General features: G+C 67.6%; 13 protein-coding genes. 7 read left to right on the top strand and 6 right to left on the bottom strand.

Annotated elements, in window-relative coordinates; translation table 11 throughout:
- Nucleotides 1-28 precede the first annotated feature (28 nt).
- From F7R26_RS20830 to F7R26_RS20815, 4 genes are all read right to left on the bottom strand, one after another.
- Nucleotides 29-991, bottom strand: coding sequence for an alpha/beta fold hydrolase (locus F7R26_RS20830; protein WP_150986418.1), 963 nt, complete (start codon nt 989-991; stop codon nt 29-31).
- Nucleotides 988-1,902 carry an SDR family NAD(P)-dependent oxidoreductase gene (locus F7R26_RS20825; RefSeq protein ID WP_150986417.1) on the bottom strand — a complete coding sequence of 305 codons (915 nt, stop codon included), beginning with the start codon at nt 1,900-1,902 and terminating at the stop codon, nt 988-990. The genes F7R26_RS20830 and F7R26_RS20825 overlap by 4 nt, the downstream gene beginning before the upstream one ends.
- 55 nt (nt 1,903-1,957) lie before the next feature.
- Nucleotides 1,958-3,565 carry a flavin-containing monooxygenase gene (locus F7R26_RS20820; protein WP_150986416.1) on the bottom strand — a complete coding sequence of 536 codons (1,608 nt, stop codon included), beginning with the start codon at nt 3,563-3,565 and terminating at the stop codon, nt 1,958-1,960.
- Nucleotides 3,566-3,838: 273 nt separating this feature from the next.
- Nucleotides 3,839-4,942, bottom strand: a complete 1,104-nt coding sequence (locus F7R26_RS20815; protein WP_150986415.1) for an AraC family transcriptional regulator — start codon at nt 4,940-4,942, stop codon at nt 3,839-3,841.
- Between the two features lie 172 nt (nt 4,943-5,114).
- Between F7R26_RS20815 and F7R26_RS20810 the strand changes: the two genes are divergently transcribed.
- From F7R26_RS20810 to F7R26_RS20785, 6 genes are all read left to right on the top strand, one after another.
- The gene (locus tag F7R26_RS20810; protein ID WP_150986414.1) at nt 5,115-5,693 is read left to right on the top strand and encodes a hypothetical protein; all 579 of its coding nucleotides are present in this window, start codon (nt 5,115-5,117) and stop codon (nt 5,691-5,693) included.
- A gap of 21 nt (nt 5,694-5,714) precedes the next feature.
- Nucleotides 5,715-7,310 carry a GMC family oxidoreductase gene (locus tag F7R26_RS20805; protein WP_150986413.1) on the top strand — a complete coding sequence of 532 codons (1,596 nt, stop codon included), beginning with the start codon at nt 5,715-5,717 and terminating at the stop codon, nt 7,308-7,310.
- A gap of 239 nt (nt 7,311-7,549) precedes the next feature.
- Nucleotides 7,550-8,485: a TetR/AcrR family transcriptional regulator gene (locus F7R26_RS20800; RefSeq protein WP_150986412.1), complete on the top strand. Its 936-nt coding sequence runs from the start codon at nt 7,550-7,552 to the stop codon at nt 8,483-8,485.
- A gap of 308 nt (nt 8,486-8,793) precedes the next feature.
- Nucleotides 8,794-9,675, top strand: coding sequence for a DUF1571 domain-containing protein (locus F7R26_RS20795; RefSeq protein WP_241754556.1), 882 nt, complete (start codon nt 8,794-8,796; stop codon nt 9,673-9,675).
- Between the two features lie 383 nt (nt 9,676-10,058).
- Nucleotides 10,059-11,288, top strand: a complete 1,230-nt coding sequence (locus F7R26_RS20790) for a DUF2957 domain-containing protein (RefSeq protein WP_241754555.1) — start codon at nt 10,059-10,061, stop codon at nt 11,286-11,288.
- A 35-nt stretch (nt 11,289-11,323) separates the two neighbouring features.
- Nucleotides 11,324-12,175 (top strand): OmpW/AlkL family protein, encoded by an 852-nt coding sequence (locus tag F7R26_RS20785; protein ID WP_150986411.1) that lies wholly within the window; start codon nt 11,324-11,326, stop codon nt 12,173-12,175.
- A 90-nt stretch (nt 12,176-12,265) separates the two neighbouring features.
- Here F7R26_RS20785 and F7R26_RS20780 read toward each other — a convergent pair whose 3' ends face one another.
- Entirely contained in the window at nt 12,266-12,715 is a 450-nt protein-coding gene (locus F7R26_RS20780) for an Lrp/AsnC family transcriptional regulator (RefSeq protein WP_150986410.1), read from the bottom strand.
- A 155-nt stretch (nt 12,716-12,870) separates the two neighbouring features.
- Here F7R26_RS20780 and F7R26_RS20775 point away from each other — a divergent pair, with 155 nt between their 5' ends.
- Nucleotides 12,871-13,479 carry a glutathione S-transferase family protein gene (locus F7R26_RS20775; RefSeq protein WP_150986409.1) on the top strand — a complete coding sequence of 203 codons (609 nt, stop codon included), beginning with the start codon at nt 12,871-12,873 and terminating at the stop codon, nt 13,477-13,479.
- A 12-nt stretch (nt 13,480-13,491) separates the two neighbouring features.
- On the opposite strand, the gene F7R26_RS20770 is transcribed toward F7R26_RS20775, so the two are convergent.
- Nucleotides 13,492-13,950: a GNAT family N-acetyltransferase gene (locus F7R26_RS20770; RefSeq protein ID WP_150986408.1), complete on the bottom strand. Its 459-nt coding sequence runs from the start codon at nt 13,948-13,950 to the stop codon at nt 13,492-13,494.
- Nucleotides 13,951-14,087 lie beyond the last annotated feature (137 nt).

Below are 14,087 nucleotides of genomic sequence, written 5' to 3'. Positions count from 1 at the left end.
GGGTGCGTTGCGTATGTCGGCGGTGGCCTCAGCGCCCGTCGAGAAAAGGCAGCAGGTCCGCCGCCACGCGCTGCGGATCCTCTTCCATGGGGATATGGCCCAGGCCGGCGTAGCGCTGCAGCCGCGCCCCCGGGATGCGCCCGGCAAAGGCTTGCGCATGCGCCGGCGGGATCCAGCGGTCACGCTCGCCCCACAGCACCAGCGTGGGCGAGCGGATGGCGTTGAGCGCTTGCGTGTCGAGCGCGTCGAAATCCAGCTTGGGCACCATGCGGCCCACCGCTTCGCGGCTGCCCTCGGCGTAGAAGAAATCGACATAGCGGCGGAAGGTGCCTTCGTCCACCCGCGAGGCATCGCCGTAGACGTCGCGCGTGGCGGCGCGGATCACGCACTCCGGCAGCAGCCACGGCGCCGACCAGCGCACCGGCGCGTGGTTGAACAGCGCAATATAGAGCGGCAACTTCATCGGGAAACCGGCGGCATCGATCAGCACCATCTTGTCGACGCGCCCTGGATGGCGCGCGGCCATGTCCCATGCGATCAGGCCGCCCAGCGAGTTGCCGATGACGCTGGCGCGCTGCAGGTGGATGGCGTCGCAGAAGGCGTCGATGAAGCGGCGGTACGTGTCCACATCCATGGTGAGAATGCGCCCGCGCGCATCGCGCAACGGCCCGGTCAGGCCAAAGGGCGGCAGGTCCACGCGCAGCACGCGATAGCGTTGCGCGAGTGCCGGCAGCACGCCTTGCCAGGTGTGCAGCGAAGCGCCGAAGCCATGGATCAGCAGCAGCGGCTCGCCGCCGGGCACGCCTTCATCGGTGTAATGCACGAGCGTGCCCATGACCTGCACCCAGCGCGAGGCGGGCAGCGCGTAGCGTCTGGCGAGCGTTTCACGCGAGAGGCTGAACAGCCCGACGCGGCCCTGGCCGAACCAGCGCGTGAGCGCGCCGGGTGGCTGCGAGAGGCGGCTGTCCGCCGGCATGGCGACGCGGTTCATTGCGCGTCTCCGCCATTGCCGCCGGCCTTGGCCGGCACCGTGCCGGGCACGCCCGCGGCGGGCTTGCCGAGCGGGCCTTTGCGCCGCGCGTCGAACACCACCAGCTTCTGGTAGGCCGCGGGCAGCAGCCGCGCCATCATGTCGGCGGCAACCGCATCCGGTCCGATCAGCACGCGGCGGCGGTTGTGGCGCACACCGTTGAGGATCACGCGCGCGGCCTTGTCCGCCGTGGTGATGAAATACTTCTCGAACTCATCGCGGCCCTGCTGCTCATCGTGCACGAGGAAGCCGGTGACGTTCGCGGAGATGCGGCTGGCCTGCGCAATATTGGTCTTGATGCCGCCCGGGTGCACGCAGGTCGCGGACACGCCGCAGGCCTGCATGTCGAGCTCCTGGCGCAGCGATTCCGTAAAGCCGCGCACCGCATACTTGCTCGCGTTGTAGCCGCTCATGCCGGGCTGCGCGAAGATGCCGAAGATGCTCGACGTATTGATCACGTGGCCTTCGCCGCTGGCCTTCAGGTAGGGCAGGAACGCCTTGGTGCCATGCACCACGCCCCAGAAGTTGATGCCCATGATCCATTCGAGGTCATCGTAGCTCATGCCCTCGATGGTGCTCGACAGCGCCACGCCGGCGTTGTTGAAAATCAGGTTGATGCGCCCGTGCGTGCGCGCGGCCTGTTCGGCCCAGGCGTACATCGCGGCGCGGTCCGATACATCCACGCAGTGCTGCGTGAACACCAGGCCTGGCGCTGCGCGCATGACCTCGGCCACCGTCTGCGCGAGGCCTTTTTCATTGCGGTCCGACAGCGCCAGCTGGCAGCCTTCGCGCGCCAGCGCGAGCGCCAGCGAGCGGCCCATGCCGGAGCCTGCGCCGGTAATGGCGGCCACCTTGTTCTTGAAATCCTTCATGCGGTGTCTCCTCGGTGTGCTTCTGGTCTGGCTCGTGGCCGGGCACGCGACGCGCTCACGCCTCGATGGCCCGGTTGGCTGCGTTGGCTGCGTTGGCTGCGTTGGCTGCGTTGGCTGCGGGCGCGTGGTGCATCAGCGGACGGATCTCGTAGTCAGCCATGCGAAAGCGTGCGGTGGCGCGGCGGAACTGCCAGGTGAACCCGGGCCACAGCGTGGTGTTCTTGCCGGTCTTGGGGTCGAGGTACCAGCTCACGCAGCCGCCCTCCGACCACACCGCGCCCGCCAGCTTGCGCTGCAGCCCGGCGTTGTAGTCGCGCTGCGCGGGCGGGCGCACGTCGATGGCCTGCACACGCTGCTGGCCCATGGCCTTGAGCGCGCCGAGGATGTAGTTCACCTGCGACTCGATCATGAACACCATCGAGCTATGCCCCAGGCCGGTGTTGGGCCCCACCACCAGGAACAGGTTGGGGAAGCCGGCCACGGTGGTGCCCAGGTACGCCTCGGCGCCATCGCGCCAGGCGTCGAGCAGGTCGGCGCCGCGCTGGCCGAGGATGGCGCCGCGCGGAATCGGGTCGGTGGCGTGAAAGCCGGTGCCAAAGATGATGCAGTCCGCCTGGCGGCGGGTGCCGTCGCGCATCACGATGGCGTCTTCCTCCACGTGGTCGATGCCTTGCGCCACCACATCCACATTGGCGCGCGCCAGCGCGGGGTAGTAGTCGTTGGAGATCAGCACGCGCTTGCAGCCGATGGTGTAGTCCGGCGTGACGGTGGCGCGCAGCACGGGATCGGCGATCTGCCGCTTGATATGGCGGCGCGCGATGCGCGCCACCACCGTCATCAGCTTGGGATGCACCACGAAGCCAAGCACGCGCGACTCCAGCGCCCAGTAGATGCCGGTGCGCATGAGCTTTTGCGTGAGCGGCAGGCGGCGGAACAGCCAGCGCTCGGCGGTGGACACCTTGCGATCGGGCTTGGGCATGATCCACGGCGGCGTGCGCTGGAACAGGTCCAGGTGGGCCACTTGCGCAGCGATCTGCGGCACGAACTGGATGGCGCTGGCGCCAGTGCCGATCACCGCCACGCGCTTGCCCGCCAGCGCGTAGTCATGGTTCCAGTGCTGCGAGTGAAACGCCTCGCCGCGAAAACGCGCCAGGCCCGGGATATCGGGATACGCCGGCCGGCTCAGGCCGCCCATGCCCGACACCAGCACGCGAGCGCGCACGCGCTTGCCATCGGCCATGTCGAGCTGCCACGTGCCGCTGGCGTCGTCCCACGCGGCGCGGCGCAGTTCGTGGTTCAGGCGCAGGTGGGGGCGCAGGCGGAACTGGTCGGTGCAGCGCTCCAGGTAAGCACGGATCTCCGGCTGCGGCGAAAACATGCGCGACCAGTCGGGGTTGGGCGCGAAGGAGAACGAGTACAGGTGCGACTGCACATCGCAGGCGCAGCCAGGATAGTGGTTGTCGCGCCACGTGCCCCCCACCGAGCCGGCCTTCTCGAACAGCGCGAAGTCATGCAGGCCTGCCTGCTTGAGGCGGATCGCCATGCCCAGCCCGGCGAACCCGGTACCGATGATGGCGATATCGATGTGCTCGGCAGGGCCGGGCCCCTGCGGTGACGGCTGGGCTGTGGATAACTCCGGGGGCAGGTCTGCTGGCGCATTCATAAGGCGTCTCTCGTGTCGCTTGCGTGCACGGCGGCATGCCGTATTGCGTCGCAACATCATTGATTGTGACATTGATGGATGTCATCGTAGGCACGCCAACGCCCGGGGTCAACCCGGAGATTTGAATCGCCATTCTAATTTTTAGCGGATTTTATTAGTGATTTGAGCGCATGAAACAGGTAAAAAGCGCGCTTTTCCGCACCGGAGGGCGTACCCGCCGCTGCGTTTGAAACCGCCTCCTATCTGCCAGATATTGCCGACAGGCGACGGTGGCTATCCCGGCGCGCGGCCCAGCAACCGCTTGCGCCAGGCGTTCGGGGTTTCCTGCGTCCAGCGTTTGAACGCATGGCTGAACGCGCTTTGCTCCGAAAAGCCGAGCAGCATGGCCAGCTGGGCGAGGCTGATGGCGGGGTCGGCGAGGTAGTGCTCGGCCTGGGCGCGGCGCACCCCGTCGACCAGCGCGGAGTAGCTCAGCCCCTGCGCCTGCAGCCGCCGCTGCAGCGTGCGCACCGGCAAGCGCAGGTGCGCCGCCACCGCCGCGATCGGCACCTCGCCCCGATGCAGCGCTGCGCTGATAAAGGCACGCGCCTGCGCGATCTCGCCGGTGCCGTCCGCCTCCAGCGCGCGCAGCTGGACCTGGGCGATGCGCGTCATCTGTGTCTGCATTTGCGCATCGGCCTGCATCGAAGGGCGCGCCAGCAACGCGGGATCGATGTGCATGGCGTGGCGCCCGGCGTTGAAGACCACCGGGCAGCCAAATACCCGGCCGTAATCGTCGGCGTGGCCACCGGGTGGCGGCGCGTGGGGGAACTCGATGCGCTCGGCAAAGAAGCCGTCGCCCAGCAGCCAGCGGGAAAAGCAGATCCACGTGGCCATGTGCAGCTCGTGCGCGTGGCGCGACAGCGGGCCGTGCTGCGCCTCCCACGTCATCCACGCGCCCTGCGCCGTTTCATGCAGGCGGGTGCGGCCGATATCGTTGGCCAGCACCTCGTAGCGGATGCCCTGCAGGATGGCCTCGCGCACCGTGGGCGTGGTCAGCACCACATAGCCCATCTCGGCATAGTGGCGCGGCCGGAACGCCGCGCCCGCGTGCAGGCCCGCCAGCGGATCGCCGGCAGCGCGCTCCAGCGCATCGAGCAGCGCAAGGTAGTGCGCAACGCCGATGCGCGTGGCGGGGCCGGCCGCGCTGTCGAGCAGGGCGGGATCAAGCCCTGCCATCACGAGCTGGTCGGCCGGCGCGATGCCGGCGGCCTCGCCATAGTCGAGCACGGTGCGCAGGTAGGGCAGCGACACGGTGCCGGGCGTCCGGGCAACGTAAGCCGCGCTGGCGGTGTCGGTGATAGCGGCGGCGGGGAGCGCCGCGTTGGCGCGTGGCATCAAATCACCTGTCATGCGGGATCAAGACCGGGGCCCGATCTTTATCCAAACTGCGGCGAGCGTCAATGCGGGGTATCGGCAACGCCCACCGCAAGGCCCGTGCAATGCCCGCACCATGCACCCGCAAGCCACCCGCAAGCAGACGGATCAGCGCAAAAAAAGGAGACATACCATGCACACCCCAGCCACCGAGCCGCGCGCGCTGTCGCGGCGCGGCTTTCTCAAGATTGGCTTTGGCTTGTCCGCCGCGCTCGCGTGCGCCGGCCTGGTCCCGGCATTGTCCGGCTGCGCGCCCGCGCACAAGCAACCCGCCGCCGGCATGCAGTTCCTGCGCGAAGGCGACGTGGCGTTGTTCACCGCCTTGCTGCCCGCCGTGGTGGCGGAGCTCGCCGAGCGCGAGCGCGGCCCGCGCGAACTGCAGCTCGGCCAGGCCGTGCGCAATGTCGACGCCACATGCGCCGCCATGGATGCCAACGCACGCGCGGAACTGCGCAAGCTGCTCGACCTGCTCGCCATCGGGCCGTTGCGCTGGGTGCTCGCCGGCGTGGGCCAGGACTGGAAGCAGACCGATACGCAGCAGGCACGCCAGTTTCTTGCGCGCTGGCGTGCCAGCCGCTTCGCCACCTTGAATGCCGGCGCCGTGGTGCTGGTCAAGCTCAGCAGCGTGGGCTACTACCTGCTGCCGGCGGCGTGGGCGGGCAGCGGATACCCCGGCCCCAATCCCGCGGTCTTTCGTGCGCTGCACGCCTGAAATCCCATACACGAGTCCCTCATGGCCATTCCCGATATCTATAGCGCCGGCATCGCAGCCGGCTGGAACGTGGTGGACGGCGCTGCGCTGACCGCGCCGATTTCGCTCGACGCCGACGTTGTCATTGTCGGCAGCGGCGCCGGCGGCGGCGTGGCCGCCGAGATCCTCAGCGAAGCCGGTCTGCGCGTGGTGCTGGTGGAGGAGGGCGCGCTGCGCACCTCCGACAGCTTCAAGGACATGGATGAGGGCCGCGCCTATCGCGAGCTGTACCAGGAGGGCGCGGCGCGTGCCACGTCCGATGGCGCCATCGCTATCCTGCAAGGACGCTCGGTGGGCGGCAGCACGACGGTGAACTGGTCGTCGAGCTTTCGCACGCCAAAGGAAACGCTGGCGCACTGGGCCGCGCACCACGCGGTAAGCGGCCACAGCCCCGCGGACATGGCACCGTGGTTCGAGCGCATGGAGGCACGGCTGTCGGTGGCGCCGTGGGGCATGCCGCCGAACAACAACAACGATGTGCTCAAGCGCGGCTGCGACAAGCTGGGCTGGGAGTCGCACGTGATCCCGCGCAATGTGAAGGGCTGCTGGAACTCCGGCTATTGCGGGCTGGGCTGCCCGGTCAACGCCAAGCAATCGATGCTGGTATCGACCATTCCCGCCGCGCTGGCCAGGGGCGCCACGCTGGTCCACCGCGTGCGGGTGCGCGCGCTGGAGCATGACGGCAAGGCGGTCACCACGCTTGCCGGCGAAGCGCTCGGCGCCGATGGCCGCACGCCTTCGGGCATCGCGGTGACCGTGCGCGCACGGCACTACGTGGCGGCCGGCGGCGCCATCAACACACCGGCGCTGTTGCTGCGCTCGCGCGTGCCGGACCCGTATCAGCGGCTCGGCGTGCGCACCTTCATCCATCCGGTCAACCTGAGCGTGGCGGTGATGCCCGAACAGGTCGACCCGTACTACGGCGCGCCGCAATCGATCGCCTCCGATCACTTCCAGTGGAAGGATGGCGCCACCGGCCCGATGGGCTACAAGCTGGAAGTGCCGCCCTTGTTCCCTGGCATCAGCGCGGGCGTGTTCAACCAGGTGGGCGAGGCGCTGCGCGCCGACATGGCTGCGCTGCCGCATACCAACGCGATGCTGGCGCTGCTGCGCGATGGCTTTGTGGCGCAGAGCGAAGGCGGCCGTGTGCGCATTGCCGACGATGGCAGCCCGGTGATCGACTACGACATCAGCGACTATGTCTGGGACGGCATGCGGCGCGCCTGGCTGAGCATGGCCGAGGCACAGTTCGCCGCGGGCGCGCTGCGGGTGCGCCCAGCCCACCTGGACGCGCCGTACTACGACAGCTGGGCGCAAGCCAGGCAGGGCATCGCCACGCTGCCGCTGGCCAAGTTCCGCGCCGCGCTGTTTACCGCCCACCTGATGGGCGGCTGCGCCATGAGCGACCAGCCGCAGGGTGGAGTGGTCGACAGCCATGGCCGCCATCACCAGCTGGCCAACCTGTCGGTGCTGGACGGCTCGGTGTTTCCGACCAGCATCGGGGCGAACCCGCAACTGTCTGTTTTTGCACTCAGCGCGCAGAACGCCCAGGCGCTGGCTGGGCAGCTGGCCCGATGAGCGCCGCTCGCCCCCCTTTAGCAGGGAAGCAAAATCCGGCATGGCGCGCGTGGCATGCAGGCACAATCCAATCCAGTTAGAGGCAACGCTCCAAAATTGCACTTGTGAAACGCGCGCAGCGCTAGCTAGGCTCCGTACAACTGTTTCAAGCATCCGTTTGCCGTCAGAGCAGGGAGCTGCTGCAGTGTGTGGAGTTTTGCTGGGGTTGTACGGCATGACCATAAGAGAGACGCCCCCCTATGAAGACCGGAAAAGGCACGGCAGGAGACACCAAGGCCCGCATTCTCGACGCCACCGAGCGCTTGTTCATCGAGGTTGGCTACGAAGGCACCTCGCTACGGCAAGTGACATCGCGCGCGATCGTCAACCTGGCCGCGGTCAATTACCACTTCCGCAGTAAAGACATCATGATGCAGGCGGTCCTGGGCCGCCGGCTCGATCCGCTCAACACGCGCCGCCTGGCGCTGCTCGATGCCTGCGAGGCGCGCTGGCCGGGCGCGCAGATCCGCTGCGAACACGTGATGGGTGCGCTCTTCGTGCCCGCGCTGCAAATGGCGCGCGAGCCCGAAGTGGGCGGCCCGTCGTTCCTGCGGCTGCTCGGGCGCGTGTATTCCGATACCTCGCCATTCATCCAGTCTTATCTGCTCGGCCATTACGCGCCGGTGTTCGGCCGCTTCTCCGATGCCTTCGCCCGCGCGCTGCCCGAGATCCCGCCGCAAGAACTGGGCTGGCGCCTGAACTTTGCGCTCAAGGCGCTGGCCGGTGTGCTGGCCGGCGAGGAGCTTGGCAACCTGCTGCCGGCCTTCACGCAAGGCAAGGACCTGAGCGACGCGCACGTGCTCGCGCAGTTGAGCGCGATGGTGGTGGCTGCGCTCAAGGCACCCGTGCCCGCCAGCCAGCAACTGTGCGCGCTGCAGGATGTATTCCAGATCGGCGCGACCCAGCATGCTGCGAAGCATGCCGAGCAAGCCGCGCTCCATGCCCTGGTGGCAGAACAGGCGCAACGCGCCGACACCCTTTCCGCTGCCGTGCGCAAGACACGCCGCGCGGCACGCAACGAGGGCGCGACACGCGCCGCCGTCACCAGCATGGCGGTGCGCGGCGCGCGCGAGCACCCCATCGTCTTCCCGAGCAATCCGCTCGACGACTGGATGCGTACCCGCTCCAGAACCTAGCGGCGCGCTGGCGCCGGTCAACAGCCGGCGCGAGCCTGGCCGCCTCCAGGAACCCGAGTTGCGAGAGCCCCGCTTGCGCCAGGCATCCGGCCGTCCTTAGCCCGGCATAGCCGCAGCGATCCGCACTCAGGCATTCCGTTCTCAATGACACCACGCGTGCGCCCCGCGCACGCGGTGGACCGCTGTCGCCCGCGTTTTCCGCGCGTTTTGCGCGCGGGCCGACGCCACAACTGGAGATCCGCATCGTGAAAGCCTTGTATTCCCACGCGCTTGGCGCATCCGTATTCGTATCCGTATCCGCATCGAGAATGCCATTGCCCTTGCTGCGCCACCTCGCGGCCGCCTTCGCCTTCCTCTTCGCGCTCGCGTTGCCGGCACTCGCACAAACGCAGCCGCAGGCCCCCGCCGGCTCCGGCACCGCCTACGACGGGCTCACGGCGCAGCAGCAGGCCGCGCTACTGTCCAAGCAGATCGCCAGCGGAGAACTGGCGAAGCTGCCCGACGAGCAACTGCTTGCGGCCATCAACGCGCTGCAGCCCGAGGCCGCGCTGCTGTGGGCCAAGACCGAGATGAACCGCTACCCCGAGTACGAGTACTGGATGACGCGCCAGGAGCGCCTCAACGGCCAGTGGCAAGAGCAGCCCGCGCGCATGATGATCCGCTACCGCCACGCGCCGCGCCAGCTCTATGCGAAGTGGCTGCCGGGCGGCAGCCAGGCCGGCCAGGAAATCATCTACGACGAGACGCAGCGCAAGGATGAGATGTACGGCCACCTCGGCGGCATGCTGGGGTTCACCTCGATGTGGATCGCGCTCGATGGCACCATCGCGCGCGCGCAGTCCAACCATACGGTGCGCGACCTGGGCTTCCAGTACGTGGTGTCGATGCTCGAGCGCGATGCCAGGTCGCTGCGCGCGGCCGGGCTCTCGGAGAAGTTCACACGCGCGGACATCGTGCAGGAGCAGGGCATGCGCATGGTCGCGCTCACCTGGGACCTGCCAGCCGGCGCGCCACGCTATTACGCCAAGCGGGTGCAGCTGATGCTGGACCTGAAGAACCCCTGGCCACGCGTGGAAACCGCCTGGGATGCCGAGGGCAACATGGTCGAGAAGATTGTCTTCGAGAAGGCGGTGCGCAAGACCTTTGACGCGAGCGCCTTCGACGCGAAAAACAGCGACTACAAGTTCTGATGCGGTATCACCGTGCCCGCCAGGCAGCGCCGCGCGCGTTTGAATCCGCTTGCGCAAGCACGCGCGCAGCGGTTTGAACAAACGGCACGAGCGCTTGCGCAGCGGTGGCAAGGGCACGGCGCGCCATGTTTGGAACGCGCACTCTATTGACGCTCGCTTGCCCCGGCAGCGAGAGTCGCTGCACGGAAAAGAACGATGCGTTGCCGTGCATTGCGGCACGCAAGACAAAACAAAACGGCACCACGCGCGACACAGCGCTTCAGGAGACAAGCATCATGCATCAGCATCCTTGGCAGCACGGACAGGATCGGCAGCATACGCCGTGGAGGCGTCATCATGGGCAGCGGCTCCTGCGCTACGCCGTGGCGCTGCTGGGTGCCACGATGCTGGCCGCCTGCGGCGGCGGCGGCGGCGGCGATAGCGGCAGCAGCGGTGGCAGCACCGCCGCTGCCACCAGCTCCGCCCCGGCCACACCGGTGCGGCTGTGTCCCGCGGCGCTGGACTACACCACCACCTTCACCGGTGGCACCGGCTCGGGGGAACTGGTCAAGGTGCAGATCGACACCAGCAAGAAGACCTGGCAAGTGACCTTCCTCGACTCCTCCGTGCCGCGCACCACGGGCACGGTCCTGCCGACCCGCAGCGACACCACCGGCGGCCAGAACGTGATGACGGGCACGCTGTCGCAGGAAACAGGCCTGCCCACCGACAAGCTCAACCAGTGCGCGTTCCAGCTCAACGGCGCGAGCCTGGACCCGAATCGCCCCGCGCGGCTGTTCGTTGGCGAGGGCGTGGCGGGCGGCACCATTCCGGGTGCGCGCATCCAGTTCAATGGCGTCCTGGGTGCGGGCGCGGTGCCGGATACCACCTTCCCGTATTTCCAGTTCATCGGCTTCGCGCAGACCGAAACCGACCTCACCAAGATCGCGGGCCAGTACAACGGCTACGGCTTTCACGAGGTGCCGTCGAAGAACTTCCAGACGGTGGCGCAGGACTACCGCATGGCGCTGGCGGCCGACGGCTCGTTCCAGGTGTGCGACAACAAGACGGGCGGCACCTGCTCGCAAAAGGGCAAGAACTTCGTGCCCCAGGCCAACGGCAGCCTGATGTCGGCCAACTACAAGGGTGAGATCGATCCGCCCACGCTCGGCGCCACGCTGGGCCGCGCCTACCTGATCGTGGGCAAGCTGCGCGGCCAGCTGGTCCCGGTGATGATCCGCGTGGGCTACGCCAACGGCTCGCTCACCAACGGCATGGCACTGGGCGCCGACGATGAGATCGGCATCGGCATGATGGCGCCGGCCGTCGCCGTGACGCAGGGCACGGTCAACGGCGAGTACGTCGGCGTGGACAGCAACTTCGCCTACCGCACCACCGCGCTGGTGGCGGCGGACGCGGCCATGCTCGACCCGTTCCACCCGTCGGATGCCTCGCTCGCCACGGCGCTCAAGCTGGACTTCTCGCAGCAATTGCCCGGCGTGGTCACCACCACGCGCAAGGATGGCGCGGCGGCCAGCCCCACCGGCAAGTTCATCTTCACCGGCGGCGTGTTCGGCTTCCTCGAGTCGCGCAGCGGCAGTCCGTACTTCACCATCGGCGCCTTCGTGCAATGACGGCCATGCAATCCCACTTATTCCAGGAAGACAAGATGACGAAGAATGCCTTTCGTTTGGCAGCGCCATTGCTGATCGCCGCGCTCGCCTGGCTGGGCGGCATGCCCAGCGCCCATGCACAGAAAGCCGGCGACAACGTCGTCGCTGCCGGCTGGTTCCACATCAACACCAGCGGCAACAGCAGCCCGTTCACCACCAGCGTGATCGATGCGCCCATCAACGGCCCGCTAGGCTTGCCGTCGTCATTCACGGCGCCGGGCAGCAGCATCAGCACATCCAACGCGGACACGCTGGGGCTGACCTTCAGCCACTTCTTCACGGACCACATCGCGCTCACGGCGGTGGGCGGCATTCCGCCCAAGTTCAAGCTCTACGGCCACGGCAACCTGATCCCGCCGGGCCCGGCGGGCGCGCTGGGGCAGCAGCCGCTGGGCGACCCGGGCCTGAACCCGATCATCACCAGCGCGCGCCAGTGGAGCCCGGCGACGATGGTGCAGTACCACTTCTTGGAGCCTACCGCGCGCGTGCGCCCTTTCCTGGGCATCGGTGTGTCGTACAACTTCTTTACCAACATCGAGCTCAACCCGGCCTTCGCCGCCTCGGTCAACAACAACCTGGGCGCCACGCTGGCCGCCGGCGCCGGCAAGCCGGGGCCGACATCGGTGGAGGCCAAGGCGTCGAACTCGTTCGCGCCGGTGTTCAACATCGGCGGCTCCGTTGCGATCACGGACCAGTGGGGCCTGACCGCATCGGTCACCTACATTCCGCTCAAGACGACGTCATCGATGATCATCAAGGCGTCAGACGGCACGGTGTTGTCCACCTCCAAGGCCACCATCAGCCCGAACCCGCTGATCATGTTTGTGGCGGCGACGTATAAGTTCTGAAGGGGGCAAGACGCTTGCCATGACGAGGGCAGTCACTCCCTCTCCCACGAGTGTGGGAGAGGGGGGCAACCCAGCGCTAGATCAAGGCGTTCAAACTCTCGCGGCCGGTACCGTCACGGTCTTGCGCACGGGGCTTGAGAGCACCAGCGATGTGGTCACCGAGCCGTGGGCCGCGAGCGTGTCGACCACGTGCTCCAGGTCGGCCGGATCGGCGATGGCGCAACGCACGATAAAGCAATGCGCCCCGGTCACGCGATCGGCGCTCAGCACTTCGGGCATGCTCTCGAACAGCTTCACATACTTCTGGATATAGGCGTGCGTGGTCTCGATATGGATGATCGCCTGCAGGCCAACGCCCAGCGCGCGCAGGTTCACCCGCGCGCCGTAGCCCTCGATCACGCCCGCGTCCTCCAGCTTGCGCACGCGCTCGCTCATGGCGGGCTGCGACAAGCCAATGCGCTTGCCCAGCGCTGCCAGGCTCTGGCGGGCATCGGCCTGCAGCGCCTCCAGGATCAGTCGGTCTTTCTTGTCCAGCTCCATCCCATTCTCCTATGGCACCTGTTGCGCGGCGCCGATGAATCATCGGTGCGCGATGCCGATTTCCGATGCCTTGCCATTCATGGCGATGGCGTGCTGCGATTATGCTGGAACTCAGTGCAGCGCAATGCGCAGCCCGATATCCTTCCGGAGGCAATATGCAACTCATCGGCATGCTCGACTCACCCTATGTGCGCCGCGTGGCCATCTCGCTGCGGCTGCTGGACCTGCCGTTCGAGCATCGGGCAGTCTCGGTGTTCAGCACGTTCGCGCAGTATCGCGCGATCAATCCCGTGGTGAAGGCGCCCACCCTGGTTTGCGACAACGGCGTGGTGCTCATGGAGTCCAGCCTGATCCTGGACTATGCCGAGACGCTGGCCACGCGCAGCCTGATGCCCGCGCAGCCCGGCCAGCGCCAGCACGCCTTGCGCGTGATCGGCCTGGCGCTGGCGGCGTGCGAGAAGACGGTGCAGATCGTCTATGAGCGCAACCTGCGCCCGGCGGAAAAGCAGCACGAGCCATGGATCGATCGCGTGCAGGGACAGTTGCATGCCGCCTGCGCGGCGCTGGAAGCAGAACTGGCAGGGGCCGCGCTTCCCGCGGAGGAGCGCTTGCTCACGCAGGCGGACGTGACCGCCGCCGTGGCATGGAGCTTCACGCAGCGGATGCTGCCGGCATGCGTCGAGGCGTCAGCCTATCCCGCGCTGGCGGCATTCGGCGCGGCCGCCGAACGCCTTGCCGTGTTCAAGGACACGCCGCAGACCTGATCCACGGCCGCGCTACGCGCGCAGGGCTTTCGCCATCTCGCTCGTGGCATGCCAGCCCAGCGCGACATACAGGGACCGCCCCATCTCGGTAGCGTGCAGGATCGCGTACTGGAGGTCGCGCCTGGCGAATTCGTCCTCCGCCAGCTGCATGAGGCGGCGCCCCAGCCCCTCTTTGCGATGCGTTGCCTCCACATACACGTTCAGCACGTAGCCACGCTTGTCCTGCGTGGGATGGGCCGGATGCGGCGGCCAGTCGATCGCCATCAGGCCGATGCCACCCACCGGCTGGCCCTGGTCCACCAGCACGAAGCCGAAGTAGCTGCCATCGCGCAGGCGTGGCACCAGCCACGGCCGGAACTGCTGCGTCATGGCCTGCAGGACCTCCTCGCTGCGCCCGGCCTCGCGGAACATGGACTCGCGATGACGGCAGACCAGTTCGACATCATCGGCACCAAGAGGGCGGACTTCCATGGCGGGCTACCTTGGGGATTGGCGTGGGTGGTGGGAGAGACATCTGCGCGGCGCGCACCGCCATCCTAACGCAGTGCATTGCGATTCGGAAAACTTCCCGCCTACGCCATGGCACGAAGCCGTGCCATAAAAAAAAA

This window comes from Cupriavidus basilensis, from assembly GCF_008801925.2.
Taxonomy (GTDB): domain Bacteria; phylum Pseudomonadota; class Gammaproteobacteria; order Burkholderiales; family Burkholderiaceae; genus Cupriavidus; species Cupriavidus basilensis.
Note: the sequence above shows the minus strand (reverse complement) of the source record. Positions and strands in the feature narration are given on the sequence as shown.

What these genes read in the sequence shown, in the direction of transcription:
- F7R26_RS20815 (WP_150986415.1), bottom strand. Translation starts at nt 4,942, where the DNA reads ATGCCACGCGCCAACGCGGCGCTCCCCGCCGCCGCTATCACCGACACC.
- F7R26_RS20795 (WP_241754556.1), top strand. Translation starts at nt 8,794, where the DNA reads ATGCCATTGCCCTTGCTGCGCCACCTCGCGGCCGCCTTCGCCTTCCTC.
- F7R26_RS20820 (WP_150986416.1), bottom strand. Translation starts at nt 3,565, where the DNA reads ATGAATGCGCCAGCAGACCTGCCCCCGGAGTTATCCACAGCCCAGCCG.
- F7R26_RS20785 (WP_150986411.1), top strand. Translation starts at nt 11,324, where the DNA reads ATGACGAAGAATGCCTTTCGTTTGGCAGCGCCATTGCTGATCGCCGCG.
- F7R26_RS20775 (WP_150986409.1), top strand. Translation starts at nt 12,871, where the DNA reads ATGCAACTCATCGGCATGCTCGACTCACCCTATGTGCGCCGCGTGGCC.
- F7R26_RS20800 (WP_150986412.1), top strand. Translation starts at nt 7,550, where the DNA reads ATGAAGACCGGAAAAGGCACGGCAGGAGACACCAAGGCCCGCATTCTC.
- F7R26_RS20780 (WP_150986410.1), bottom strand. Translation starts at nt 12,715, where the DNA reads ATGGAGCTGGACAAGAAAGACCGACTGATCCTGGAGGCGCTGCAGGCC.
- F7R26_RS20805 (WP_150986413.1), top strand. Translation starts at nt 5,715, where the DNA reads ATGGCCATTCCCGATATCTATAGCGCCGGCATCGCAGCCGGCTGGAAC.
- F7R26_RS20830 (WP_150986418.1), bottom strand. Translation starts at nt 991, where the DNA reads ATGAACCGCGTCGCCATGCCGGCGGACAGCCGCCTCTCGCAGCCACCC.
- F7R26_RS20810 (WP_150986414.1), top strand. Translation starts at nt 5,115, where the DNA reads ATGCACACCCCAGCCACCGAGCCGCGCGCGCTGTCGCGGCGCGGCTTT.
- F7R26_RS20825 (WP_150986417.1), bottom strand. Translation starts at nt 1,902, where the DNA reads ATGAAGGATTTCAAGAACAAGGTGGCCGCCATTACCGGCGCAGGCTCC.
- F7R26_RS20790 (WP_241754555.1), top strand. Translation starts at nt 10,059, where the DNA reads ATGCTGGCCGCCTGCGGCGGCGGCGGCGGCGGCGATAGCGGCAGCAGC.
- F7R26_RS20770 (WP_150986408.1), bottom strand. Translation starts at nt 13,950, where the DNA reads ATGGAAGTCCGCCCTCTTGGTGCCGATGATGTCGAACTGGTCTGCCGT.